24 protein-coding genes are annotated in these 25,118 nt (G+C 67.6%); 21 read left to right on the top strand and 3 right to left on the bottom strand.

The features are described 5' to 3' along the window. Window positions 1-8 precede the first annotated feature (8 nt). Entirely contained in the window at window positions 9-776 is a 768-nt protein-coding gene (locus AC0KUR_RS03770) for a hypothetical protein (RefSeq protein ID WP_473375391.1), read from the top strand. Window positions 777-780: 4 nt separating this feature from the next. On the opposite strand, the gene AC0KUR_RS03765 is transcribed toward AC0KUR_RS03770, so the two are convergent. After that, the gene (locus AC0KUR_RS03765; RefSeq protein ID WP_124608111.1) at window positions 781-1,752 is read right to left on the bottom strand and encodes a LysR substrate-binding domain-containing protein; all 972 of its coding nucleotides are present in this window, start codon (window positions 1,750-1,752) and stop codon (window positions 781-783) included. 135 nt (window positions 1,753-1,887) lie between these two features. On the opposite strand from AC0KUR_RS03765, the gene AC0KUR_RS03760 reads away from it, so the two are divergent. From AC0KUR_RS03760 to AC0KUR_RS03740, 5 genes are all read left to right on the top strand, one after another. Continuing rightward, the gene (locus AC0KUR_RS03760) at window positions 1,888-4,188 is read left to right on the top strand and encodes an NADP-dependent malic enzyme (RefSeq protein WP_473375390.1); all 2,301 of its coding nucleotides are present in this window, start codon (window positions 1,888-1,890) and stop codon (window positions 4,186-4,188) included. Window positions 4,189-4,318: 130 nt separating this feature from the next. After that, on the top strand, window positions 4,319-4,702 hold the full coding sequence (locus AC0KUR_RS03755; RefSeq protein ID WP_473375389.1) for an ATP-dependent protease: 384 nt from the start codon (window positions 4,319-4,321) through the stop codon (window positions 4,700-4,702). A 310-nt stretch (window positions 4,703-5,012) separates the two neighbouring features. Further along, window positions 5,013-6,212, top strand: a complete 1,200-nt coding sequence (locus AC0KUR_RS03750; protein WP_473375388.1) for an aminotransferase-like domain-containing protein — start codon at window positions 5,013-5,015, stop codon at window positions 6,210-6,212. A 12-nt stretch (window positions 6,213-6,224) separates the two neighbouring features. Beyond that, complete coding sequence (locus AC0KUR_RS03745) at window positions 6,225-6,416, top strand: hypothetical protein (RefSeq protein WP_034188415.1); 192 nt, start codon at window positions 6,225-6,227, stop codon at window positions 6,414-6,416. A gap of 96 nt (window positions 6,417-6,512) precedes the next feature. Continuing rightward, the gene (locus AC0KUR_RS03740) at window positions 6,513-7,103 is read left to right on the top strand and encodes a pyridoxamine 5'-phosphate oxidase family protein (RefSeq protein WP_473375387.1); all 591 of its coding nucleotides are present in this window, start codon (window positions 6,513-6,515) and stop codon (window positions 7,101-7,103) included. A gap of 43 nt (window positions 7,104-7,146) precedes the next feature. Here the strand turns inward: AC0KUR_RS03740 and gcvA are convergent, their stop codons facing one another. Continuing rightward, complete coding sequence (gene gcvA, locus AC0KUR_RS03735; protein ID WP_069704470.1) at window positions 7,147-8,040, bottom strand: transcriptional regulator GcvA; 894 nt, start codon at window positions 8,038-8,040, stop codon at window positions 7,147-7,149. Between the two features lie 134 nt (window positions 8,041-8,174). On the opposite strand from gcvA, the gene AC0KUR_RS03730 reads away from it, so the two are divergent. Both AC0KUR_RS03730 and AC0KUR_RS03725 read left to right on the top strand, forming a co-directional pair. Next, window positions 8,175-8,879 (top strand): SDR family oxidoreductase, encoded by a 705-nt coding sequence (locus AC0KUR_RS03730; protein WP_034188601.1) that lies wholly within the window; start codon window positions 8,175-8,177, stop codon window positions 8,877-8,879. A gap of 201 nt (window positions 8,880-9,080) precedes the next feature. Then, window positions 9,081-10,358 (top strand): epoxide hydrolase family protein, encoded by a 1,278-nt coding sequence (locus AC0KUR_RS03725; protein ID WP_473375386.1) that lies wholly within the window; start codon window positions 9,081-9,083, stop codon window positions 10,356-10,358. Between the two features lie 53 nt (window positions 10,359-10,411). Here AC0KUR_RS03725 and AC0KUR_RS03720 read toward each other — a convergent pair whose 3' ends face one another. After that, window positions 10,412-11,797, bottom strand: a complete 1,386-nt coding sequence (locus AC0KUR_RS03720) for an aminotransferase-like domain-containing protein (RefSeq protein ID WP_473375385.1) — start codon at window positions 11,795-11,797, stop codon at window positions 10,412-10,414. Between the two features lie 163 nt (window positions 11,798-11,960). Between AC0KUR_RS03720 and AC0KUR_RS03715 the strand changes: the two genes are divergently transcribed. From AC0KUR_RS03715 to AC0KUR_RS03655, 13 genes are all read left to right on the top strand, one after another. Next, window positions 11,961-13,247, top strand: a complete 1,287-nt coding sequence (locus AC0KUR_RS03715) for a hydroxymethylglutaryl-CoA reductase, degradative (RefSeq protein ID WP_034188411.1) — start codon at window positions 11,961-11,963, stop codon at window positions 13,245-13,247. A gap of 87 nt (window positions 13,248-13,334) precedes the next feature. Then, complete coding sequence (locus AC0KUR_RS03710; RefSeq protein ID WP_034188410.1) at window positions 13,335-13,832, top strand: hypothetical protein; 498 nt, start codon at window positions 13,335-13,337, stop codon at window positions 13,830-13,832. Next, window positions 13,832-15,211, top strand: a complete 1,380-nt coding sequence (locus tag AC0KUR_RS03705; RefSeq protein ID WP_069704472.1) for a tripartite tricarboxylate transporter permease — start codon at window positions 13,832-13,834, stop codon at window positions 15,209-15,211. The genes AC0KUR_RS03710 and AC0KUR_RS03705 overlap by 1 nt, the downstream gene beginning before the upstream one ends. Window positions 15,212-15,469: 258 nt before the next feature. Beyond that, complete coding sequence (locus tag AC0KUR_RS03700) at window positions 15,470-16,513, top strand: alpha/beta fold hydrolase (protein ID WP_473375384.1); 1,044 nt, start codon at window positions 15,470-15,472, stop codon at window positions 16,511-16,513. Then, window positions 16,513-17,055, top strand: a complete 543-nt coding sequence (locus tag AC0KUR_RS03695; RefSeq protein WP_473375383.1) for a cytochrome P460 family protein — start codon at window positions 16,513-16,515, stop codon at window positions 17,053-17,055. The genes AC0KUR_RS03700 and AC0KUR_RS03695 overlap by 1 nt, the downstream gene beginning before the upstream one ends. Before the next feature lie 286 nt (window positions 17,056-17,341). Then, window positions 17,342-17,668 carry a DUF4148 domain-containing protein gene (locus AC0KUR_RS03690; protein WP_473375382.1) on the top strand — a complete coding sequence of 109 codons (327 nt, stop codon included), beginning with the start codon at window positions 17,342-17,344 and terminating at the stop codon, window positions 17,666-17,668. 84 nt (window positions 17,669-17,752) lie between these two features. Further along, complete coding sequence (locus AC0KUR_RS03685; protein ID WP_059560080.1) at window positions 17,753-18,544, top strand: alpha/beta fold hydrolase; 792 nt, start codon at window positions 17,753-17,755, stop codon at window positions 18,542-18,544. Window positions 18,545-18,620: 76 nt separating this feature from the next. Next, the gene (locus tag AC0KUR_RS03680) at window positions 18,621-20,021 is read left to right on the top strand and encodes an amidase family protein (protein ID WP_473375381.1); all 1,401 of its coding nucleotides are present in this window, start codon (window positions 18,621-18,623) and stop codon (window positions 20,019-20,021) included. A 378-nt stretch (window positions 20,022-20,399) separates the two neighbouring features. Next, the gene (locus AC0KUR_RS03675) at window positions 20,400-20,870 is read left to right on the top strand and encodes a rhodanese-like domain-containing protein (protein ID WP_049030959.1); all 471 of its coding nucleotides are present in this window, start codon (window positions 20,400-20,402) and stop codon (window positions 20,868-20,870) included. 28 nt (window positions 20,871-20,898) lie between these two features. After that, entirely contained in the window at window positions 20,899-21,840 is a 942-nt protein-coding gene (gene epsC / locus AC0KUR_RS03670) for a serine O-acetyltransferase EpsC (RefSeq protein WP_034188403.1), read from the top strand. A gap of 8 nt (window positions 21,841-21,848) precedes the next feature. Beyond that, window positions 21,849-22,070 (top strand): helix-turn-helix domain-containing protein, encoded by a 222-nt coding sequence (locus AC0KUR_RS03665; RefSeq protein ID WP_034188402.1) that lies wholly within the window; start codon window positions 21,849-21,851, stop codon window positions 22,068-22,070. Window positions 22,071-22,208: 138 nt separating this feature from the next. After that, on the top strand, window positions 22,209-23,141 hold the full coding sequence (locus tag AC0KUR_RS03660) for a family 2A encapsulin nanocompartment shell protein (protein ID WP_034188401.1): 933 nt from the start codon (window positions 22,209-22,211) through the stop codon (window positions 23,139-23,141). After that, a complete protein-coding gene (locus AC0KUR_RS03655; RefSeq protein ID WP_473375380.1) occupies window positions 23,116-25,116 on the top strand; it encodes a family 2A encapsulin nanocompartment cargo protein cysteine desulfurase in 2,001 nt (666 codons plus the stop codon). Before AC0KUR_RS03660 ends, AC0KUR_RS03655 begins: the two co-directional genes overlap by 26 nt. Window positions 25,117-25,118: the final 2 nt, after the last annotated feature.

The raw sequence follows: 25,118 nt of genomic DNA, 5'->3' as shown, positions 1-25,118 counted from the left end.
CGAAGCGAATGAAACCGGCGATGCGCCTTTTTGCCAGAACCGACCAGATCATCGACAATCTGCAGCCGTCAAATAATCAGAAAGAGAGAGGGTGTATGCGCAGGACCGGCAAGATGTTCACGGCAATCTTGAGTCTGGCAGTCGTCGGCATTGCCGGCGTTCGGGCGGCCTCCGCCGGCGAATCCGCATTTCCGCGCTATACGCAGACGGAAGGCCAGCTCGATAGCGACGGGCTCCCGCTTTCCGGCGTGAAGCTCTGCGTGCTTCCCGACCATGCGCCGTGCTTCGAGATGCCGCCGGCGCCGCTTCCCGGTTCGTCCCGGGAGGTGTACCAGTTCGGCCTGAATCCTCGCTCCGAACGGCTGCCGATCGCATCGGGCGGCTCGTGGGTGTTCTTCTCGGGGATGTTCTCGGGCGGCGGCAGCGGGATGCTGGAGCGTGTGGCCGTCCTGCGTGTCGGCCCGAATGGCAAGATCGAGAACCTGATGCCCAAAGTGACCGAAACGGAGATGGCCGACCGCGCGATGTGGAAGCTGCCGGACGTTTCGCCCTACCCGGTGTTTGTCCGCGCGGACTATATCTGGGAGAAGGACGAGGATCATTTCGGCAAGCACTTCTTCGAAGTCGACGCGTGGGTGTTCGATCCCGCCGCCAATCAATATGCGAAGCGTTTTTCCTACCGCACAACCAGTCGCTACGACCGCGGCGAGGGCTCGGACCACGTATTGAGTGCCGAGCGCGCGGAAATCCTGCGCCGCCTCGCCGCGAGTAAATAGCCGCTTATCGCTGCATGTCCCCGTACGTCTCCTTGCATACCCCGCGCAGCGCGTCGACGAGCAGATCGCGCGCGGGCGAGCGCGAATCGGCGGAACGGGTAAACAGCGCGATCGGCGGCAGCGTCCACACGAGCGAGTAAGGCACGATCGCCACGCCGGCAATCCGCACCAGTTCTTCCGCGATATCGGCCGGCACGATCGACACGGCCTCGTCGCTCGACGCGATCATTTCGCCGATCAGCTTCGACGAGTAGCTTTCGACGATCGGCACGGGCGGCGCGATGCCGGCCGACAGGAACAGGTCGGTCACCTGTTCGCGCATCGGCGTATGCGGCGCGCCGAGAATCCAGTCGAGCGCGTGCAGCTTGTGCCAGTCCAGCGGCATGCGCGCGAGCTTGGCCGCCAGCCGCCGGCTCGCGATCACGCGCGGCTGCTGCTGGTACAGCACTTCGAACGAAACCTGCCCCAGATCGATCGCCGACGACGCGCGGCCGATCACGATGTCGACGCCGTGATCCCTGAGTTGCAACAGCAACTGATCGCTGGTGCCTTCGTGAATCGTCACGGTCAGCCGCCGTTCCATCCGTGCCTGCAACCGCTTCAGCGCCGCAGACAGCAGCTGGCCGGAGATGAACGGAATCACGCCGATGTGCAGATGGGCCGCGTGCCCGGCGGCGACGGCCTCCATTTCGCGGGCGAGGTGGTCGAGATCCTTGATCATCGCCTTCGCGCGCTCCAGCACGACCGTGCCGAGCGCGGTGGGCCGCATGCCGCGCGACGAGCGCTCGAACAGCGGCGTGCCGAACATGCTCTCCAGCTCGGACAGCGCGTTCGTCACGGCCGGCTGGCTGCTGGCCATGTGCTCGGCGACGCGCGTCAGCGACCCGTGCTGCTGGATCTGCAGCAACAGCACCAGATGCCGAATCTTCAGACGCGCGCCCAGCCGCCTGACCACGTCGTTTGCGTCAAAATTCATTGACTGGTCATGTATTCATCAGGAAAAAGTGATGAGCCGATATTAAAACAGAATCATTACGTTATGGCAGATCCCTAGAATCACCTCCATGGATCGCGCCGGGACTGGCCTGGCGCCCACGCCGGGACCCAAAACATGAAACAGACAGAGACACAGCAACAGGCCGCGTTCGACTATCACGAGTTTCCGACCCCCGGGAAAATCTCGGTCGTGGCGAGCAAGCCGCTGGTGACCCAGCGCGATCTGGCGCAGGCCTATACGCCCGGCGTGGCGAGCGTGTGCGAGTCGATCGCCGCCGATCCGCTGCAGGCGCACCGCTTCACGAGCCGCGGCAACCTGGTCGGCGTGATCACGAACGGCACCGCGGTGCTCGGCCTCGGCAACATCGGCCCGCTCGCATCGAAGCCGGTGATGGAAGGCAAGGCCGTCCTGTTCAAGAAGTTCGCCGGGATCGACGTGTTCGACATCGAGATCAACGAGACCGATCCGGACAAGCTGGTCGACATCATTGCCGGCCTCGAACCCACGTTCGGCGGCATCAACCTCGAGGACATCAAGGCGCCGGAATGTTTCACGGTCGAGCAGAAGCTGCGCGAACGCATGAAGATTCCCGTCTTCCACGACGATCAGCACGGCACCGCGATTACCGTTTCCGCCGCGTTCATCAACGGGCTGAAGGTCGTCGGCAAGTCGATCAAGGACGTGAAGGTCGTGACGTCGGGCGCCGGAGCAGCCGCGCTGGCGTGCCTGGACCTGCTGGTCGACCTCGGGCTGCCGGTGGAAAACGTCTGGGTGACCGACATCGAGGGCGTCGTCTATCGCGGCCGCACCGTGCTGATGGACCCGGCCAAGTCGCGCTTCGCGCAGGAAACGGATGCGCGCAAGCTGGCCGAAGTGATCGGCGGCGCGGATGTGTTCCTGGGGCTGTCGGTCGGCGGCATTCTCACGGCCGAGATGCTGAAGGCGATGGCGGCGCGTCCGCTGATTCTCGCGCTGGCCAACCCGACGCCGGAAATCTTCCCGGAACTGGCGCACGAGACGCGCGACGACGTCGTCATCGCGACGGGCCGCTCGGACTATCCGAACCAGGTCAACAACGTGCTGTGCTTCCCGTACATTTTCCGCGGCGCGCTGGATGTGGGCGCGACGACGATCACGCGCGAAATGGAAATCGCCGCGGTGCACGCGATCGCGGGGTTGGCGGAGGAAGAGCAGAACGAAGTGGTCGCGGCGGCCTACGGCGCGTACGACGTGTCGTTCGGCGCGCAATACCTGATTCCGAAGCCGTTTGACCCGCGCCTGATCGTGCGAATCGCGCCGGCCGTGGCCAAGGCGGCGATGGAAGGCGGCGTGGCGACGCGCCCGCTCGAGAATCTCGACGCGTATGTCGAGCAGCTGCAGCAGTTCGTCTATCACTCGGGCGCGTTCATGAAGCCGCTGTTCGCGACCGCGCGTCGGCTCGTGCGTGACGGCGGCAAGGCGCGGATCGTGTTCACCGAGGGCGAAGACGAGCGCGTGCTGCGTGCGGTACAGGTGATCGTCGACGAGAAGCTCGCGCGTCCGATCCTGGTCGGGCGTCCGGAGGTGCTGCTGGCGCGCATCGAGCGGTTCGGCCTGCGCCTGCGACTCGGTCAGGATATCGAAGTGACCAATCCGGAGTATGACGAACGCTTCCCGCAGTACTGGACGAAGTATTGGGAACTGCGTTGCCGCGACGGCATTTCGAAGGAAATGGCGCGCGTGGAAATGCGCCGCCGCCTCACGCTGATCGGCGCGATGATGGTGCAGCTCGGCGATGCGGACGGGATGATTTGCGGGACGGTGGGCGAGTATCACAATCACCTGCGGTTCGTGGACGAAGTGATCGGCAAGAAGCCCGGCGCGTCGACCTACGCGGCGATGAACATCCTGCTGCTCGATCAGCGGACGGTCGCGCTGGTGGATACGCACGTCAACGACAACCCCGATGCGGAGCAGATCGCGGAATTCACGATCGCGGCGGCCCGGCAGATGGAATGGCTGAACCTGACGCCGAAGGTCGCGCTGCTGTCGCGGTCGAACTTCGGGTCGGGAAGCGCGGCCTCGGGCGTGAAGATGCGCCGGGCGCTGGAGATCATGCGGGAACAGGCGCCGGATATCGAGGCGGATGGCGAGATGCATGGCGACTGTGCGCTGGATGAAGGGCTGCGCGCGAAGCTGCTGCCGATGTCGCCGTTGAAGGGCGCGGCGAATTTGCTGGTTTGTCCGAATGTCGACGCCGGTAACATCGCGTACAACCTGCTCAAGACCGAGGCGGGGAGCAATGTGGCGGTGGGGCCGTTCCTGCTCGGCGTCAATGCGCCGGTGAACATCCTGACTTCGAGCGCCACCGTGCGGCGGATCGTGAATATGGCCGCGTTGACGGTGATCGAGGCGAATCGGGGTGTGGGTGGTTGATTGAATGGCGGGGGCGGTTACGGCCGCCCCTTGTTCGTGCGCATCTGGCCGTTACGAGCCAGCCGGATTCGCTGCGTCTGCCCGGGGGCGGCCCGTGCGATGATGTGCCATGACCAGCATGAGAAATGGAATGACGACTACATTCGACGAGGCGACCACGGCGGCGATCGCCGCGTTTGCCCAACTGGATCTCCACACGGCCGTGCAAGCGATGCGCGCCGAGGCCGATTACGACTACGAATGCGACCAGTGGATCTCGCGCTATATCGACGAGCACGGCGGCGGCGAGGACGATGCAGCCTACGATGCCTTGCACGCGCAGGCCCAGGCCACCCCGGAATACGCGCAGTTCGTCGATACGGTTCGCCGGGAAATCCTGGCGTACTTCGACGTGACCGACGATCAACTGGACTGGATGATCCTGCTGCGCGATGACGACAGCGATGCGCTTTGGGCGGAGGTCAACCGGCAGCGGAGCGCGTTGGGAACGGGTGAGGTGCGCGGGGATCTCTGATCTTCGTGTTCCATCTGTGCCGGCTTGTCAGAAATTTCAACCATGTCGGCCGAGCGAATCGCATAGGCCGGGCGAGCGTCACGCTCGTTTTTTTTGATGTTCGTCTACCTGTCAACAGCCCGGCCTCGCTCCGTCTAAACCCGCGATTTAATGACCAAACCGCAAGACCTAGTGCATAGATATCGTTTGCCGAGCCCTTAATGACTATCGACAATCGTGGCTCGAATTCACTGCCGCGGCGCCAAAAGCGCCCCGGCGGTTGGCACTCGACGGCTATCCCGGCCGCCCGTGCCCTCCAGCTCACGACGACATGTACGCGTTCACTCCCTCATTCCAGAATCCCGCCGGCTCGCCGATCCGCGAACTGTTCAAGTACCTGTCCGAACCGGGCATGATTTCCTTCGCGGGCGGCTATCCGGCCAGTGACCTGTTCGACGTCGACGGCCTGAACGCGGCCGCCGAGCGCGCATACGCGCAGCCCGTCCGCTGCCTGCAATACGGCCCGACCGACGGCCTCGCCGAACTGAAGCAGCAATTGATCGCGCTGATGGCGCGTCGCGGCGTCGCGTGCACGCCGGCCGAACTGCTCGTCACGACGGGCTCGCAGCAGGGCCTCGACCTGCTGCTGCGCGTGATGGTGTCGCCCGGCGACGTCGTGCTGACCGAACAGCCGGCTTATCCGGCCACGCTGCAGGCGATGCGTCTGCAGCAGGCGCGCATCGTGACGATCCCCGTCGACGGTGAAGGGCTCGACGTCGACCGTCTTGCCGAGCAACTCGCCTCCGGCGCGATCGCGCAACCGAAGCTGCTTTACACCGTTCCGACCTTCGCGAACCCCACCGGCGCGACGCTCACGCGCGAACGCCGGCTGAAGCTGCTGCGTCTCGCGGTGCAATACCGTTTCCTGGTCGTCGAGGACGATCCGTACGGCGACCTGCGTTTCGCGGGCGAAGCCGTGCCGTCGATGCTCGCGCTGGCCGGTGAAGTGGACGGCGCGCGCGACTGGATCGTGCATTTCGCGAGCCTGTCGAAGATCGTCGCGCCGGGGCTGCGCGTGGGCTGGACGATCGCGCCGGCCGAGATCGCGCGGCGCTGCGTGATCGCGAAGCAGACGGTCGACCTGTGCAGCGCGCCGTGGACGCAGGCGACCGCCGCCGAATACCTGGCCGACGGCGCGCTCGAACGCCACTTGCCGCGCATCACGGCCGCGTACCAGCGCAAATGCGACGCGATGTGCGACGCGCTGCGCGACGGGTTCGGCGATGCGATCGAATTCCACCGTCCCGAAGGCGGGATGTTCGTGTGGGCGCGGATCGGCGCGGTGCCGTCGGACGTGCTCCTGCAACAGGCGATCGCCAACAAGATCGTGTTCGTTCCCGGCAAGGCGTTTTTCGCGGACAACGTCGACGCAGCGTCGCTGCGCCTGTCGTTCGCCGCGCCGGACGTCGAAGCGATCCGGGAAGGCGTCGCGCGCCTCGTGCGCGCGTATGGTGCGGCGCTGGCCGTGTGAGGAGACATCAACGTGAATATCACCGTCAACGAAACGGCATCGACGGGCGCGGCGTCAGTCACGGGCGACAAGCGGCCGCCCAGGCATCGCTCGTCGCAGATCAGCGCGGGGCCGCAATACGTGGCCGACGTGCTCGGCCGCTTCGGCGCGGAGCCGGCGTCCGATGCGGGCGATGTCGCCCCGGCCGTGCTCGGCTATAACTGACCGGCACAAGCACGGCGGCCCGCGTCGCAGGCGAGCCGCCGCTGAAACAACCGGTTAAGCTGGCGCGATCGAAACACCGACGATCGCCATCGCCTCATGTCCGACCCGACTTCCGAATCGCTCGCGCAAACCTACGACCGCCTCTGGTCCTGTCTCGAAACCGGCGTCGGCGCGCGGCGCTCGCCGTTCACGATGCTGCAGGCCGCCACGCTCGGCCTCGACGGCACGCCGAAGGTCCGGACGATCGTATTGCGTCAGGTGAGCCGGGCCGATCGCGTGCTGTCGTTTCATACCGATGCGCGCTCGGAGAAAGTCGCGGAGTTGTGCCGCGATCCACGCTTCTCGATCGTTGCGAACGATCTCGACGCGCTCGTGCAGATTCGCGCGCAAGGCATTGCATCGATCTGCGAAGACGAAGCGCAGCGGCGTGCGATCTGGGCGTCGAGCCGTCCGCATACGCTGCTGCTGTATCGCGCGCCGTTGCCGCCCGGCACGCCGATCGCGTCACCGGAACAAGCGCATATCGACGGCACCGCACCATCCGGCGACGGCTACGAAAACTTCTGCCTGATCCACATGACGTTCACGCGCATCGACTGGCTCGAACTCGCGCGAACGGGGCATCGCCGGGCGGTGTTCGATCTGAACGGTGAAAGCGGCTACGAGGCGCGCTGGATCGCTCCCTGACGCTGATGCAGGACGATCAAGGCGCTCCAGGCATTTAAAGCACTCAAGGCCGCCCGTCCGACGCTGCCTGCCCGGTCATCCACTCGCGCATCACCGCGATCGCATCGTCGTCGCGCCGCTCGGCCGGATACACGAGATAGAACCCCATCGACAGCGGAAACGCGAAATCGAACGGCTTGCACAGCCTGCCGGCCGCGATGTCGCGCTCGACGAGCGGCTCGGTCGCGAGCGCGACGCCCTGGCCGGCGACGGCCGCATCGATCGCGAGCGACGTCTGGTTGAAGCGCAGCCCCTTGTGCGGATCGACGTCGACCGGTTCGGGCAGCGCCGCAAGAAACTCGGGCCACAGGTCGTGCGCGTCATGCAGCAGCACCTGGCCGAGGAGCGCACGCGGCGAAGCCGGCGCAGCGAGCAGCGCCGGGCTGCACACGGCGCACACGTCGAGCGGAAACAGCGCATGCGCGACGAGATGCTTGCCGAACGGCGGCTTGCCGTAGCGGATCGCGAGATCGACGCCGTCGTGGCGGAACGTCGCGATCTGCGGGTCGGCGATCACGCGCACGTCGTAGTCGGGATGGGCCTCGGTGAACCGCGCGAGCCGCGGGATCAGCCACTTCGACGCGAACGACGGCGTCGTGCTGATCGTCAGCGCGGCACGCCGCTTCACGAGCTTGTCGGTCGCGTCGGCGATCGCGTGCAGCGCGCGCTGCACGTCGGAGAAATACGCGGCGCCGTCGTGCGTGAGCGCGAGGCCACGCGGCAGGCGCTCGAACAGCTTCAGGCCGAGCACGTCCTCGAGGTGGCGCACCTGCTGCGCGACGGCGCCCTGCGTGACGCCGATCTCGTCGGCCGCGGCGCGGAAATTGAGGTGCCGCGCGGATACCTCGAACGCGCGAAGCGCATTCAGCGGCGGCAGTCGGGAAGGGCGTGGCGGCATCGTCAGGCTGTAGAAAAACTATCGGCTGGCGGCAGAAATACTGGTTCGACAGTCGGATTCGATGCGCCTACATTACCACCATGGCGGGCCGAACGGCGGCTGCGCGGCAACGGAATCGGAACGAGGAGCAAATCGTGACTGTAGAAAAAGTGGCGTTGATCACGGCGGCAGGCAAGGGCATGGGCGCGGCGATCGCGCGCGAACTGGCGGCGACGGGCTATCGCGTCGCGCTGATGTCGCCGTCGGGCAGCGCGGTGGCGCTCGGCGAGGAACTCGGCGGCTTCGGCATCCAGGGCTCGGTGACGGAAGAAGCCGATATCGACAGGCTCGTGCAGGAAACGGTTGCCCGCTACGGCCGGATCGACGCGGTCGTGAACAACACCGGCCATCCGCCGAAAGGCGACCTGCTGGCGATCACCGACGACAACTGGCATGCGGGGCTCGACCTGATCCTGCTGAACGTGGTGCGCGTGATGCGCCGCGTGACGCCGATCTTCCAGAAGCAGGGCGGCGGCGCGGTGGTCAACATCTCGAGCTTCGCGGCGGATGCGCCCGAGCAGCCGATGCCGGTGTCGTCGGCGCTGCGCGCGGCGCTGAGCGCGTGGACGCGGCTGTACGCGGAACGCTATGCGGCCGAGAACATCCGGATGAACGCGGTGCTGCCGGGCTTCATCGACAGCTGGCCGGAAACGCCGGAGATCGTCGCGCGCATTCCGGCCGGCCGCTTCGGCAAGACCGGCGAGATCGCGAAGACGGTCGCGTTCCTGCTGTCGGACGGCGCGGGCTACATCACCGGGCAGAACATTCGCGTCGACGGCGCGATCGTCAAGGCGCTCTGAGCGTTGCACGAAGAGCGGGCGGCGGCGCGGGCCGCTCGCCATGCAGCGACTACAAACGCGTACAAATCAGACAAATCCGGGATACATCAGACCTTTCAAATGGGCGACGCCGTGTGACGAGGGCGCGCCGGATCGAAAGCCTGGGCGCGATCCCGCGCGCGGCATGTTCACTTTCCACTTCACGAAAGGAGATGCCGAACGATGTCTTCCACACCGTTTTCCCCGCTGCGTCGCCACCTGCTGGCCACTTCCGTGGCCGCCGGCGTCTCGGCGATGCTGCCCACCGCGCTGCATGCCGCAACCGGCGCGAGCGGCATACGCCCGTTCACCGCGCACATTCCCGACGAAGCCGTGGCCGACCTGCGCCGCCGCATTGCCGCGACACGCTGGCCGGGCCGCGAGACCGTCGCCGACGAATCGCAGGGCGTGCGGCTCGCGCGCATGCAGGCGCTGTTGCGCTACTGGGGCACCGATTACGACTGGCGCAAGGGCGAGGCGCGCCTGAACGGTTTCCCGATGTTCATCACGGAAATCGACGGGCTCGACATTCATTTCATCCACGTGCGCTCGCGGCACGAGAACGCGATGCCGATGATCATGACGCACGGCTGGCCGGGTTCGATCTTCGAGCTGCTGAAGGCGATCGGCCCGCTGACCGACCCGACCGCGCACGGCGCGAGCGCCGACGATGCGTTCCACGTCGTCGTGCCGTCATTGCCGGGCTTCGGCTTCTCGGGCCGGCCGACGAAAACCGGCTGGGGCTCCGACCACATCGCGCGGGCATGGGGCGAACTGATGGCGCGGCTCGGTTATATGCGCTTCGTGTCGCAGGGCGGCGACTGCGGCTCGGTGATTTCGCACCGGATGGCGATGCAGCGCGTGCAGGGGCTGGCCGGGATTCACGTGAACATGCCGGCGACGGTGCCGCCGGATATCGCGACGCTGCTCGCGACCGATGCGCCCGCGCCGGCTTCGCTGTCGCCGAAGGAGCGGGCCGCGTACGAGCAGCTCGCGACGTTCTATCGCGACAACTGCGGCTACTCGGCGATGATGGTCACGCGTCCGCAGACGGTCGGTTATGCGCTCGCGGATTCGCCGTCCGGGCAGGCTGCGTGGATGTACGACAAAATTTCGCAATGGACATACAGCGGCGGCGTGCCCGAACGCTCGATCCCGCGCGACGAGATTCTCGACGACATTTCGTTGTACTGGCTGACGAACACGGCGACGTCGGCCGCGCAGATCTACTGGGAGGATCACTCGAACAACTTCAACGCGGTGGATATCTCATTGCCGGCGGCAATCACGGTGTTTCCGGGCGAGATCTACCAGGCGCCGCGCAGCTGGGCCGAGCGCAGTTATCACAACCTGATCTACTTCAACGAAGTCGACAAGGGCGGGCACTTCGCGGCATGGGAGGAGCCGGAGTTGTTTGCGCGTGAAGTGCGGGCCGGGTTCCGGCCGTTGCGGCGCGGGTAAGCGGGGTTGCACGACGAATGCGGGCCGGGCGGTGGTGCGGCCCGCATTCGTTTTCAGGCAACCGCCTGCAAGGCCTGCGCAAACCGCTTGTCCGCCAGATACGCAACGTTAAAGCGGCAATACTTCGACGGGCGATCGGCCTGCGGCGAAAACACCGCGCCGGGGGCGAGGATCACGCCGCGCGCCAGCATCGCCTGCGCGAGCTGCATCGAATCGGGCCAGCCGGGCAGCGCGGCCCACAGATACAGGCTCTGGTCGCAGGACCGATAGACCTCCGCGCCAAGACGCCCGAGCGCATCGAGCGCGTTGCCGGTCGCGCGTCGCAGCTTCTCCTGAAGGTGATTCGTATGCCTGAGAAAGTGCCCGTCGCTGACGATCGCGTCGAGCGTGCGTTCGCAGTACTCGGAGCTGCTGACATGCGTCAGCATCTTCACGTCGGCCAGGTCGCTCGCAAGCGCCGCATTGCACGCAAGGAACCCGACACGCAGCGCAGCCGACACCGATTTCGAGAAACTGCCGATATAGATGGTCCGGCGCAGCTGGTCGAGCGTCGCGATGCGCGTGAGCGAGCGCGGCCGCAGGTCGGCGAGCGCGTCGTCCTCGACGATGATCAGGTCGTGCGTATCGGCGAGCTGCAGAATGCGGTGCGCCTTGGCCGCGCTCGTATCGGTCGCGGTCGGGTTGTGGCCGACCGATTGCGTGAAGAACAGCTTCGGCCGGTGCGTCGCGACAAGTTCGGCCAGCTTCGCGACATCGGGGCCGTCGATCTCGCGCGGCACGCCGACGATGTTCGCGCCGCTCAGCTTCAGCTTGCCGAACAGCGGGTAGTAGCCGGGATCGTCGACGAGCACGGTGTCGCCCGGGCGCACGAAGTAGCGCAGCACGAGATCCATCGCCTGGTTCGCGCCGTGCGTGAGCACGATCTGCGCGGGCGGTGCCTCGATTTCGTAGCCGGCGAGCTTCTGCTGCAGCGACTGGCGCAGCGGCAGGTAGCCGAAGCGGCTGCCGTAGCGGAACAGCGACGCGGCGCTCGTGCGCATGATGCGCTGCTGGTACTGGTTCAGCCGTGTTTCCTCGAGCCATTCGATCGGCGGGAAGCCTTCGCCGAGATTGAGCACATCGGGCTTCACGTGCAACTGCTCGCGCATCAGCCACACGATGTCCATCGCGCGGTCGAGCGAGCTCGGTTCGTCGATGTCGGGCGCGGCTGCCGCGCGACGCGTCACGAAGAAGCCCGAGCCGCGGCGCGGCTCGATCAGGCCGTCGGCCGCGAGCATCTCGAATGCACTGATCACCGTGTTCTTCGAGCAGCCGGATGCCTCGGCGTATTCCCTGATGGAGGGCAGTTTCGCGCCGGCCGGCAACACGCCTTCCTCGATCTGTCTGGCGAGATTGTCCGCCATCGTGCCAGACAGGCTGGCTCTTGCACGCTGTTTCATCGGCATGTTCCGTTGGGCCGGCCCACTGTCATGGGTACGGTTGGGTGACTGTCTGCGTCGTCTGTACCTTTTCAAAGGGTACAGCGTGACTATTATTCGGCTATCCGATGCCCGCCGCAAGCACCGACGGGCAATACCGCCACCCCGAGACAACCGACCCGTCATGCCCATCGATTCCGCCTTGCCGAACTTCCGCGCGCTCACGCCCGAGCAACGCCTGTCCCACCTGTCCCGCGCCGTCGGGCTCGACGATGCCGAGCATGCGCTGCTCGCGAAGCCGGGCGCGCTGCCGCTCGAGGTCGCCAACGGGATGATCGAGAACGTGATCGGCACGTTCGAGCTGCCGATGGCCGTGGCCGGCTACTTCCGGATCAACGACCGCGACGTGATCGTGCCGATGGCCGTCGAGGAGCCGTCGATCGTGGCGGCCGCATCGTATATGGCGAAGCTCGCGCGCGCGGCCGGCGGCTTCCGCACGTCGAGCAGCGGCCCGCTGATGCGCGCGCAGGTCCAGGTGATCGGCGTCGACGATCCGTACGGCGCGCGGCTCGCGATCCTGCGGCATGCGGCCGAACTGGTCGCACTCGCGAACAGCCGCGACAAGGTGCTCGTCGGCCTCGGCGGCGGCTGCCGCGACATCGAGGTTCACGTGTTTCCCGACACGCCGCGCGGCGCGATGATCGTCGCGCACCTGATCGTCGACGTGCGCGACGCGATGGGGGCGAACACGGTCAATACGATGGCCGAAACGGTCGCGACGCGCATCGAGGCGATTACCGGGGGCCAGGTACGGTTGCGGATACTGTCCAACCTCGCGGATCTCCGGCTGGCCCGTGCGGAGGTACGGTACGCGGCCGCCACGCTCGCGACCGACGCTTATTCCGGTGAAGACGTCATCGATCGCGTGATCGACGCCTACGTGTTCGCGGCGACCGACCCGTACCGCGCGGCGACACACAACAAGGGCATCATGAACGGCATCGACCCGGTCGTGGTCGCGACCGGCAACGACTGGCGCGCGGTCGAAGCCGGCGCGCATGCGTATGCGAGCCGCAGTGGCCGCTATACGTCGCTGACGACGTGGGAGAAGGCCGCGAACGGCGACCTCGTCGGCACGATCGAGATGCCGATGCCGGTCGGGTTGGTCGGCGGCGCGACGAAGACGCATCCGCTCGCGCGTCTCGCGCTGAAGATCATGAACGTGACTTCCGCGCAGGAACTCGGTGAAATTGCGGTGGCGGTCGGGCTTGCGCAGAATCTCGGCGCGCTGCGCGCGCTCGCGACCGAAGGCATCCAGCGCGGCCACATGGCGCTGCATGCCCGCAACATCGCGGTCGCGGCCGGCGCGACCGGCGCCGACATCGACCGGATCGCGCAGCAGATGGTCGCGGCGAAAGACGTGCGCACCGACTTCGCGGTCGAATTGCTCGCGGGCCGCCGCGGCGGCTGACGCGCGGACTGCACGCCGCGTCACGCACGCGGCGTGCGGCGCGCCACGCCGGCCAGGCCGGCGACATATCAATCCAGGAGGAGACACATGGAACAGACCGGTTCAAGCGCGCTCGCACGCGCGCCGCATCGTGCCGGGCCGTTGGCCGGTGCCGATGCGTCGGCCGCGACGCTCGTCGAGGTATGGGGCGACACGGTGGCGACGAAACATCTCGCGTGGTCGGTGCTGCTCGGCATCGCGATCAGCCTCGGAGCGTTCGAGATCGGCCGCGTCGTGCTCGCGTCGTTCGTCCACGACGTGGCGATCGCGCGTGCTTACGCGATGCTGATCGGCCTCGGCGGCTGCCTGCTGGCCGGCACGATCTGCGCGGTGCTGTTCAAGCCGAAGCGCACGGTGATCGAACATGCGGCCGGCGGCGCCGAGCGTGACGCGGCATTGCGGCAGCTCGCCGAAGCGTCGGGCGGCCTGGGTTCGGCGAGCGACCTGTCGGCCAGCGCGCGTGCCGAGATGGAGGAACTCGGGCTGCTCGACCTGTTCGCCTCCTACGACGCGTCGTCCGGGCGCGCCCGCGCGGGAGGCCGCTGATGGACGCGCTGCTGCATGCATTGCCGGCCGCGTTCGCGATGGGGCTGCTCGGCGCGATCGTGTTCTCCGCCATCGGGCTGATCTCCGGCACCGACGAAACGACGACGATCGCGCCGCTCACGTTGCTCGTCGCACTGCTCGGCGTCCCGCCGGCCGGCGTGTTCACGTTCTTTCTCGCGGGCGCGGTGGCCAAGCACATCACGCATTCGATCCCGACCGCGCTGCTCGGCATTCCCGGCGACACGATGGCCGCGCCGCTGCTGCAGCAGGCGACGCTGTTGCGCGCGCTGGGCGTGCCGCATATCGCGCTGCGCAAGATGATTTCCGGCGCGATCGTCGCCGCGTTCGTCGCGCTGCCGCTCGCGGTGCTGTTCGCGTCGCTGCTCGCGCCGTTCGGCGCGGCGATCGCCAAGGCCGCGCCGTGGGTGTTCCTCGCGGCGGCCATCGGCATCGCGTACTTCTCCGCGGGGCGCTGGGCGTCGGTGCTGCTGCTCGTGCCGTTCGTGATGCTGGTGGTCGGGCTGCAGGCGCTGACCGGTCGCTACGGCGTGAAGCTGAGCGTCAGCTACTTTCTCGGGATCGCGATCGGGCCGCTCGTGGCCGACCTGTTCTCGATCCTGTCGCCGGCCGAGCGGCGGCGCATGCGCCGCGACGGGCCGTCGACGTTCGTGCTCGCGCCCGACGTGAAAAGCTGGCGCGGCTATTTCCCGAATCCGCTGAAGGTGCTCGACCGCGAGCAGGTCGCGTGGACGGTCGGCACGGCCGCGGTATCGAGCGCGACGTTCGTGTTCAGCCCGGTCGCGATGACGGTGCTGATGGGCGAGGTCGTCGGCGCGCGCGTGCGTCATGCGTACCAGCGGCTGACGACGGTGATCGCCGCGCGCAACGGCGTGACGGAGGCGACCTACATTGCCGAGGCGCTGATTCCGCTGATCGCGTTCGGGCTGCCGCTGAGCCCGGTGGCGGCCGGCCCGGCCGCGCCGCTGTTCAATGCGCCGCCGCGCTTCACGGTCGACGCGGCGAGCGGGCAGATCCACAACCTGCATACGTTGATGAGCTGGCCCGAGTTTCTCGGCTACGGGCTGCTGTCGATCCTGCTGGCCGCGCTGATCGCGTATCCGCTCGCGATGCACCACGCGCACCGTGCGGCATCGTTCGTCGCGCGCAAGCTGAGTCACGAAGCGATCATCGCGACCTTCGCGGGGCTGATCGTCGTGATCGGCGTGTGGGAAGGGCAGTTGCTGGGGCTGGCGGTGATCGTGACGATCGGCCTGTTCGGCGGGATGCTGTCGCGCCTGTTCGCGTTCAACACGGGCGTGCAGTTCATGGGCTACTACGTCGCGGTGCTCAGCGTGCCGGCGATCGCCAGGCTGTTCTGACGTACCGCCACACGGTGGCCGCGTGTGCCGCGCGGTCGCCCGAAAGCGTCGTTTCTCGCGCGATTTTTGAATCGCTGTGTGTCGGGTTCGCACGCGGATACGTTGGGATACAAAGCCTCCGGAGGGTTCGGATATAAAACCGGTGAAGCGATTCACACGGCGGCGCGGTGCCATGCGCCGCCGCTGCGAACGGCGACACCTGATTGCCCGCCTGTGCCGCGGGCCTCTTCCTTAGCGATCGACAATGGAGAACGAGTCATGCCCGATACCGTGAACACCCGCCGCCGCCTGATCCTGGGCTCGACGCTGGCGAGCCTGAGCCTGGCCGACCTCGGCTTCAGCGCGCTCGCGCATGCGCAGTCGGCGCCCGATGCATCGGCCGCGAAGCGCCCGGCCGGCAGCGCGTCGCTGGGCACGATCCACCAGATCGACGCGGGCGTGCTCAACGTCGGATATGCGGACCTCGGACCGAGGAACGGCCCCGTCGTGTTCCTGCTGCATGGCTGGCCGTACGACATCTACAGCTATGCGGACGTCGCGCCGCTGCTCGTCAAGGCCGGCTATCGCGTGATCGTGCCGTACCTGCGCGGCTACGGCTCGACGACGTTCCGCTCGGCCGACACGGTGCGCAACGGCCAGCAGGCCGTGACGGCCGTCGACATCGTCGCGCTGATGGATGCGTTGAAGATCGACAGCGCGGTATTCGGCGGCTACGACTGGGGCGCGCGCACGGCCGACATCATCGCGGCGCTGTGGCCGCAGCGCGTGAAGGCGCTCGTGTCGGTGAGCGGCTACCTGATCGGCAGCCAGGAGGCGAACCGCAAGCCGCTGCCGCCGCAGGCCGAATTCCAGTGGTGGTATCAGTTCTATTTCACGACCGAGCGCGGCGAGCTCGGTTATGCGGCGAATCGCGACGCGTTCAACAAGCTGATCTGGCAACTCGCGTCGCCGAAGTGGAAGTTTTCCGACGAGACGTATGCACGCACGGCCGCGTCGTTCCAGAACCCCGATCACGTGGCCGTCGTGATCCACAACTATCGCTGGCGCCTCGGGCTGGCGAAGGGCGAGGCGCAGTACGACGACATCGAGCGGCGCCTGGCGGCCGGGCCGGCGATCACGGTGCCGACGATCACGATGGAAGGCGACGCGAACGGCGCGCCGCATCCGGAGCCGGCCGCCTACGCGAAGAAGTTCACCGGCAAGTACCAGCACCGGACGATCTCCGGCGGCATCGGCCACAACCTGCCGCAGGAAGCGCCGCAGGCGTTCGCCGATGCGATCCTGCAAGTGGAGCATCTGTGATGCGGGCACGCGTGCGGGTATGGCGGCGCGGCGCGCGCCGTGCGCTCGTCGCCGGCGTGCTGCTGGGCGGCGCGCTGTCGGCCGGTGGGCCGGCCGCGTTCGCGGAGCAGCCGAAGCCGGCGGCGGCGGCCTCGCCGATCTACGGTGTGACGATCCCGCCCGGCTACCGGAAGTGGGAAATGGTCGCGCCGGCCGAAGAGGCCGCGCCGCTCGACGAGTTGCGCGTGGTGCTCGGCAACCCGGTCGCGATCCGCGCGCTCGAACAGGCGACGCTGCCGTTTCCCGACGGCACGATCCTCGTGAAGCTCGCGTACAAGCGCAGGCAGTCCGACGAGTTCGCGCCGGCGACGGTACCCGGCCAGGCGACGACCGTGCAGGTGATGGTGAAGGACGCGCGTCGTTATGCGTCGACGGGCGGCTGGGGCTTCGGGCGCTTCGTCAACGGCGTGCCGGCCGATATCGGCCAGCATCAGACGTGCTTTGCGTGTCACCAGGCGCGGGTGAAGAACCACGACTATGTGTTCACGCGACTCACGCCCTGACGCGACGCGGCGGTGTGCGTTCGATGGAAAGGCGTGCCTTGCGAGGCACGCCTTTTTTCATGATGCGTGGCGAGCGTGGCGTGGCGGCATGCATCGGCGAGCGGGTTTGTATCGCACTGTATCTGCGGCCATTCCGGAAAAACTGGCATGCAGAAAGCACCGGTTCCGGAAACATTCGGGATACGTGGGCGGGTTCTACTGTCGACATGCAGCAAACGTTCGGTGCCAGACGTTCGCACCGGGCGCCCAGTGATCGACACCTCAACTTCCGTCAAGGAGAATCCTCATGAAAGCCGCTCGAATCCTCGCTGTCGCCGTCCTCGCCGTTGCTCCCGCATTGTCGTTCGCCGATACCGGCCACGGCCTCACGCGTGCCGACGTGCGCGCCGACCTGGTCCGCCTCGAACAGGCCGGCTACAACCCGGCGCGCAGCGAGCCGCACTACCCGGAAGACGTCATCGTCGCGCTGCAGGTCGCGCGTTCCGACCAGAACGGCCCGTCGAAGTCGCAAGGCGACAACGTGGCCGATGCATCGACGTCTGCCGGCCATCGCGACGCGGCGCAAGCGCGTGCCGCGCGAGACGCGGCCGACGACCTGTACGCGCATTCGTGACCCGCTGCCGCGCCTGTCGCAAGCAGGCGCGGCCTTCGTTGCAGCACTTCATTTGAACGACACGACAGAGAAAGGAGCATGACGATGGCCGGTTTGATGAAACGCGTTCTGGTGTCCGCCGCGGTGATCGGCGGACTGTCCGGTGCGGTCGCGGCGCAGGCCGCGCCGAAGGAAGACCTGAAGGGCACGAACGTCGTGCTCGTGCACGGCGCGTTCGCCGACGGGTCGAGCTGGAACCGCGTGATTCCGCTGCTCGAGGCGCGCGGTCTGCACGTGGTGTCGGTGCAGAATCCGCTGAGTTCGCTTGCCGACGATGCGGCCGCGACGAAGCGTACGATCGACGAGCAGAAGGGACCGGTCGTGCTGGTCGGCCATTCGTGGGCCGGCGTCGTGATCAGCGAGGCGGGCAACGACGACAAGGTGAAGTCGCTCGTGTACGTCGCGGCGTTCGCGCCCGACAACGGCCAGTCGATCGCCGACGTCACGCAGGGGCTGCCGGCCCCGTCGTGGGCCGGCGAACTGCGCCAGGACGCGGGCGGTTTCGCGCGGCTGTCGGACAAGGCGATCGCGCAGGATTTCGCGCCGGACCTGCCGCCCGCGCAGCAGCGCCTCGTCGCGGCGACGCAGGGGCCCTGGTACGGCGGGTGCATCTCGGAGAAGGTCACGCAGGCCGCGTGGCATGCGAAGCCGTCGACGTTCGTCGTCGCGACGCAGGACAGGATGATCGATCCGGCACTGCAGGAAACGATGGCGAAGCGGATCGGCGCGACGCTCACGCGCGTGAACGGCAGCCACGTCGCGATGCTGAGCCAGCCGAAGGCCGTGGCCGACGCGATCATTGCGGCGGCCGAACGCGCGAAGCAGGCGGCGCAGTGAGTGAACACGGTGCCGCGCTTTCGCGAGGAAGCGCGGCGCCGCGCGCGCGTGTGATGTCTTTCCACCAGGAGAAGTCATGACCGAACTCTGGCAACTGCCGGCAAGCGAACTCGCGAAGCGCGTGCGGCATCGCGACGTGTCCGCGCGTGAAGTGGCCGACGCCGTGCTCGATCGTCTCGATGCGGTGAATCCGGCGATCAACGCCGTGGTCGAACACCGCCCCGACGACGTGCGGCGGCAGGCGGATGACGTCGACCGCGCGATCGCGCGCGGCGACGATCCGGGCCCGCTCGCGGGCGTACCCGTCACCGTGAAGATCAACATCGACCAGGCCGATTTCGCGACGACCAACGGGACGCGCCTGCAGGAACACCTGATCGCGCACGCCGACAGCCCGGTGGTCGCCAACATCCGGAAGGCCGGCGGGGTTCTGCTGGGCCGCACCAATTCACCGACGTTCGCGCTGCGCTGGTTCACGTCGAATCTCGTGCATGGCCGCACGCGCAATCCGCGCAATCCGTCGTTGACGCCGGGCGGATCGAGCGGCGGCGCGGCGGCTGCGGTGGCCGCCGGGATCGGCCCGCTTGCCCTCGGCACCGACATCGGCGGCTCGGTGCGTTACCCGGCCTATGCGTGCGGCGTCCATGGAATCCGGCCGTCGCTTGGCCGCGTGCCGGCGTTCAATGCGTCGTCGCCGGAGCGTGCGATCGGCGCGCAACTGATGTCGGCGGCGGGGCCGATCGCGCGCACGATCGACGACCTGTCGCTCGCGCTGCGCGCGTTCTCCGCACCCGATCCGCGCGATCCGTGGAGCGTGGCGGCGCCGTTCGACGGGCGCGAGGTGCCGAAGCGTGCGGCGCTGTGCGTGCGGCCGCGCGGCCTGGCGGTCGTGCCGGAAGTGGAGGCCGCGTTGCGCGATGCCGCGCGCCGGCTGGTCGACGCGGGCTGGAGCGTCGACGAGATCGACGAGACCCCGCCGCTGCGCGAGGCCGCGCTGCTGCAGGAACAGCTTTGGCTGGGCGACGGCTTCGATGCGCTGGCGAACGCGGTCGGGCAGGACGGCGATCCGGGCGCGGCCGCGGTGATCGAGGCCGTGCGCGGCAAGGTGCGCGATTTGCCCGCCGACGTGATCGGCCGCGCGCTGGTTCGCCGCACGACGCTGGCGCGGCAATGGCGGCTGTTTCTGGACGCGTACCCGGTGTTGCTGCTGCCGGTGTCGTCGGAACTACCGTTCCCGGACGATCTCGACAGGCAGGGGCCGGACGGCTTCGACCGCGTGTGGGAGGCGCAGCTCACGTTGCGCGCGCTGCCCGCGATGGGGCTGCCGGGGCTGGCCGTCACGACGTCGGTCGTGAACGGCGTGCCGGTGGGCGTGCAGGTGGTGGCCGCGCATCATCGCGAGGATCTGTGCCTGCTCGCGGGGCGCGATATCGAAGCGCGCGGTGCGCCGATTGTGCCGGTCGATCCGGTGGCCTGATTGACTTCACTGACGGGCGGATGCGTCGGCGAGGTGCGCTGGCCTCGTCGATGCATGGCGCCTCCCATGCCATTCTGGAATCCATGACAGCGCGCCGCATGCCGCGCTGATCGCCTCCCGCCTCCTTTCAATTTCCTTCGATGGCTGACATCGAACGGTCGTCGTCCTGCCTTTCCTGCCCGCCAGCGACCGCGCATGCATAGCGCGCGTCTGCTATTGCATTCCCCGCGGCGCTGATTAGGAAATGAATTTTTATTGGTTCTGCTTCCCCGGCGGCCCTCGCATAGTGGTGCTGACGGCTATAGACAGCACGCAAGCTGCGACGGCCGAATTCCCGGTGTTTTTGTTCATACGAATCAGCGAAAACAAGGAAGTGTCATGACGGTTGAACTGGAAGAACGAACCGCTGCGCAACAGGCGCTCGAAGACGCGCGCACGGCGGCCGCGGCGGCTGGCAAGTCCTATGCGGGCGGCGTGTCGCCGCAAACCGCGTGGGCGCTGTTCTCGGCAGGCGACGCATTGCTGGTGGACGTGCGCACGGCGGAAGAACGGAAATTCGTCGGTCACGTGCCGGAATCGCTGCACGTGCCGTGGGCGACCGGCACGAGCCTGACGCGCAACCCGCGCTTCGTGCGCGAACTGGAAGCGAAGACCGGCAAGGACGCCGTCGTGCTGTTGTTGTGCCGCAGCGGCAACCGCTCGGCCCAGGCGGCCGAGGCCGCGGCGAAGGGCGGTTTCACACAGGTGTTCAATGTGCTCGAAGGGTTCGAGGGCGACCTCGACGAGCGGCAGCAGCGCGGTAGCCAGAACGGTTGGCGCTTCCGCGGCCTGCCGTGGGCGCAGGACTGATTCACGGCCGTTACGGGGAGAAGGCAGCATGGCCGCATTCGACATCGACGACATCGTTCAATCGCTGCAGACGGTGCGCCGCGCATGGCGCGAGAAGCAGCGGCGCTCGCTCGAACCCGGCGGGCGCGACCTGCCGGCGCGCGAGGCGCTCGCGCAGATCATCGGCGCGCTGAAGGGCGTGCTGTTCCCGATGCGGCTCGGGCCACCCGACCTGCGGCAGGAGAGCGAGAACTTCCACGTGGCCCATGCGCTCGACGCGGCGCTCAATGCGCTGCTCGCGCAAGTGACGCTCGAGTTGCGCTACGCGGCGCGTCACCGCCATACCGACGGGGCGCCGCCCGACAACATCGACGCAGTCGCGTCCCAAGCCGTGCAGGCCTTTGCCGCGCGATTGCCCGAGATCCGCCGGCTGCTCGACAGCGACGTGCTGGCGGCCTTTCACGGCGATCCGGCGGCCGGCAGCGTCGACGAGGTGCTGCTGTGCTATCCGGGCATCCTCGCGATGATCCACCACCGGCTCGCGCACGAGCTGTACGGGCTCGGCCTGCCGCTGCTCGCGCGGATCATCGCCGAGCAGGCGCATGCGGAAACGGGCATCGACATTCATCCGGGCGCGCGCATCGGCGCGGGCTTCTTCATCGACCACGGCACGGGCGTCGTGATCGGCGAGACGGCGATCATCGGCGAGCGCGTGCGCGTGTACCAGGCCGTCACGCTCGGCGCGAAGCGCTTCCCGCGCGATGCGGACGGCCATCTGGAGAAAGGGCTCGCGCGCCATCCGATCGTCGAGGACGACGTCGTGATCTATGCCGGTGCGACGATCCTCGGCCGCGTGACGATCGGACGCGGCGCGGTGATCGGCGGCAACGTGTGGCTCACGCAGGACGTGCCGCCCGGCGAAAACGTCACGCAGGCCGTGCTGCGCAGCGAAGCGAACGCCGCGCCGCGCGCGGCGGCGCGCGTCGCCTAGGAGGCGCGATGAGCGACCTCATCCATCACTTCGGCGCCAACGTGCGCAAGCTGCGCGAGGCGCGCACGTGGTCGCAGGAGCAACTGGCCGAGCATGCGGGGCTGAACCGCTCGTACGTCGGCGAGATCGAGCGCGGCGAGGCGATCGCGTCGATCGTCACCGCCGACAAGATCGCGCGCGCATTCGACGTGTCGATCTCCGCGCTGCTGCCGGGCGCGTACGTCACCTGAGGCTGCCTTATTTCGTTTCCCTTTTGGTTGTACGGGACCTGACGGCTATAGCATGTTGAGCCGGCAGGGGCGTGCTTCCGATAATCACCCAGCGTCATAAGCAATCCCGTTTTTCATCTTAAGAACCCGGAGCCACACATGTCGACCGTTGCAAGCGGCGCGGCTGCGCTGAGCGATCACGCCGCCCGCCAACTAGCGAACGCTACCAAGACCGTCCCCCAGCTTTCCACGATCACGCCGCGCTGGCTGACCCATCTGCTGCAATGGGTGCCGGTCGAGGCCGGCATCTACCGGCTGAACCAGGTGAAGAACCCGGAAGCCGTGCGCGCCGCGTGCACGCAGCTCGAGGACGAAAGCGTGCTGCCGCAGACCTTCGTGCCGTACGAGGAACAGCCGCGCGAATACTTCCTGAACGCGGTCAGCACGGTGCTCGACGTGCATACGCGGATCTCGGATCTCTACAGCAGTCCTCACGATCAGATCAAGGAACAGCTGCGCCTGACGATCGAGACGATCAAGGAACTGCAGGAAAGCCAGCTGATCAACAACCCGGACTACGGGCTGCTCGCGAACGTGACCGACGAACAGCGGATTTTCCCGCTGACGGGCGCGCCGACGCCGGACGATCTCGACGAACTGCTGACGAAGGTGTGGAAGGAGCCGGCCTTCTTCCTCACGCACCCGCTCGCGATCGCCGCGTTCGGCCGCGAATGCACGCGGCGCGGCGTGCCGCCGCCGACGGTCAGCCTGTTCGGCTCGCAGTTCCTCACGTGGCGCGGCATTCCGCTGATTCCGTCGGACAAGGTGCCGGTCGCGGACGGCAAGACCAAGATCCTGCTGCTGCGCGTCGGCGACAAGCGCCAGGGCGTCGTCGGCCTGTATCAGCCGGGTGTCGCGGGCGAGCAGGGGCCGGGCCTGTCGGTGCGCTTCATGGGGATCAACAACCAGGCGATCGCGTCGTACCTGATCTCGCTGTATTGCTCGCTCGCGGTCCATTCGCCGGATGCGCTGGCTGTCCTCGATGACGTCGAAATCGGCAAGTTCCATGACTATCCCGACACCTACCGTTAATCCCGGCCTGGCCGGCGGCGACGCGCACGCGCTGCCGCACGCGCCGCTGCCGGCGGGGTTGCCCGACCCGGCGACGCTCGCGCGGCTCGCGTCCGAGTTCTTCGCGACGCCGCCCGGGCAGGCCACCGCGCCGGGGCTGTCGGCCGGCAGCGGCGCGGTCGGCGGCGTTCCGTCGGCGTTGCCGGCGGCCGCGCCGATCCTCGCGTCGGTCAGCAATCCGGTGCCCGGCGGCTCGCCGCTCGCGGGCCCGGGCGGGGCCGGCACCGGCGTGCCGGGGCTCGCGCTGCCGCAGGGCAAGGTGCCCGGCGCGAACCTCGCGCCGTCCGCGCCGACCCACGTGCTGTCGCTCGGCAACCGCGTGCCGGCGCTCGCGCCGCATGCGGCCGCGCAGAACGGGCTGCCCGACAACGCCGTGTCGATCGCGCCCGCGCTCGAACCGCGCGTCGGCGGCGCGGCGCTCGGCGTGCCGCAGGTGAATGCGCCGGCACCGGAAGGCGCGGCGAAGGCGTCGCCGTACTACTTCACCGACGGCTCGCTGCAGGGCTGGCAGCGGACGCCGCAGGACATCGTCGTGCCGTCGAACGGCCTCGCGTCGCCGGAAGCGTTCGGGCTGCCGGGCGACGACGCGTTGCGCGAACTGCTCGCCGTGCATCGCGACGTGCCGGTGTCGCGTGCATCGGGCGCCGACGTGCCGCGCTACTTCGTCGACGATACACATGCCGCCGAGCCGCAAGGTCAGTTGTACCGCGGCGCGCACCCGCCGTTCGACGTGAACGCGATCCGCCGCGATTTCCCGATCCTGCAGGAGCGCGTGAACGGCAAGCAGCTCGTCTGGTTCGACAACGCGGCGACGACGCACAAGCCGCAGGCCGTGATCGACCGGCTCGCGTATTTCTACGCACACGAGAACTCGAACATTCACCGCGCGGCGCATGCCCTGGCGGGCCGCGCGACGGATGCGTACGAGCATGCGCGGGAAACGGTGCAGCGCTTCATCGGCGCGTCGTCGCCGGACGAGATCGTGTTCGTGCGCGGCACGACCGAGGCGATCAACCTGATCGCGAAGTCGTGGGGCGTGCAGAACGTCGGCGAGGGCGACGAGATCATCGTGTCGAATCTCGAGCATCACGCGAACATCGTGCCGTGGCAGCAGCTTGCCGCGCTCAAGGGTGCGAAGCTGCGCGTGATTCCGGTCGACGATTCGGGGCAGGTGCTGCTCGACGAATACCGGAAGCTGCTCAACGACCGCACGAAGATCGTGTCGGTCACGCAGGTGTCGAATGCGCTCGGCACGGTCGTGCCGGTGAAGGAGATCGTCGAGCTTGCGCATCGCGCGGGTGCGAAGGCGCTCGTCGACGGCGCGCAGTCGATCTCGCACATGCGCGTCGACGTGCAGGCGCTCGATGCGGATTTCTTTGTGTTCTCCGGGCACAAGATCTACGGGCCGACCGGGATCGGCGTCGTGTACGGCAAGCGCGCGATCCTCGACGACATGCCGCCCTGGCAGGGCGGCGGCAACATGATCGCGGACGTGACGTTCGAGCGCACGGTGTTCCAGCCGCCGCCGAACCGGTTCGAAGCCGGCACCGGCAACATCGCGGATGCGGTGGGGCTCGGCGCCGCGCTCGATTACGTGAACCGCATCGGTATCGAGAACATCGCGCGCTACGAGCACGACCTGCTGGCGTATGCGACGAGCGTGCTCGCGCCGGTACCGGGCGTGCGGCTCGTCGGCACCGCGCGCGACAAGGCGAGCGTGCTGTCGTTCGTGCTGAAGGGCTATGAAACCGAGGAAGTCGGGCAGGCGCTGAACGAAGAGGGCATCGCGGTGCGCTCCGGGCATCACTGCGCGCAGCCGATCCTGCGGCGCTTCGGGCTCGAGGCCACGGTGCGGCCGTCGCTCGCGTTCTACAACACGTGCGACGAGGTCGATGCGCTGGTGCGTGTCGTGAAGCGGCTGGCGACGCGCCGTTGACG

The sequence above is a fragment of the Burkholderia sp. YHN3-13 genome (assembly GCF_055810675.1).
This window is presented reverse-complemented; position numbering and strand designations above follow the sequence as displayed.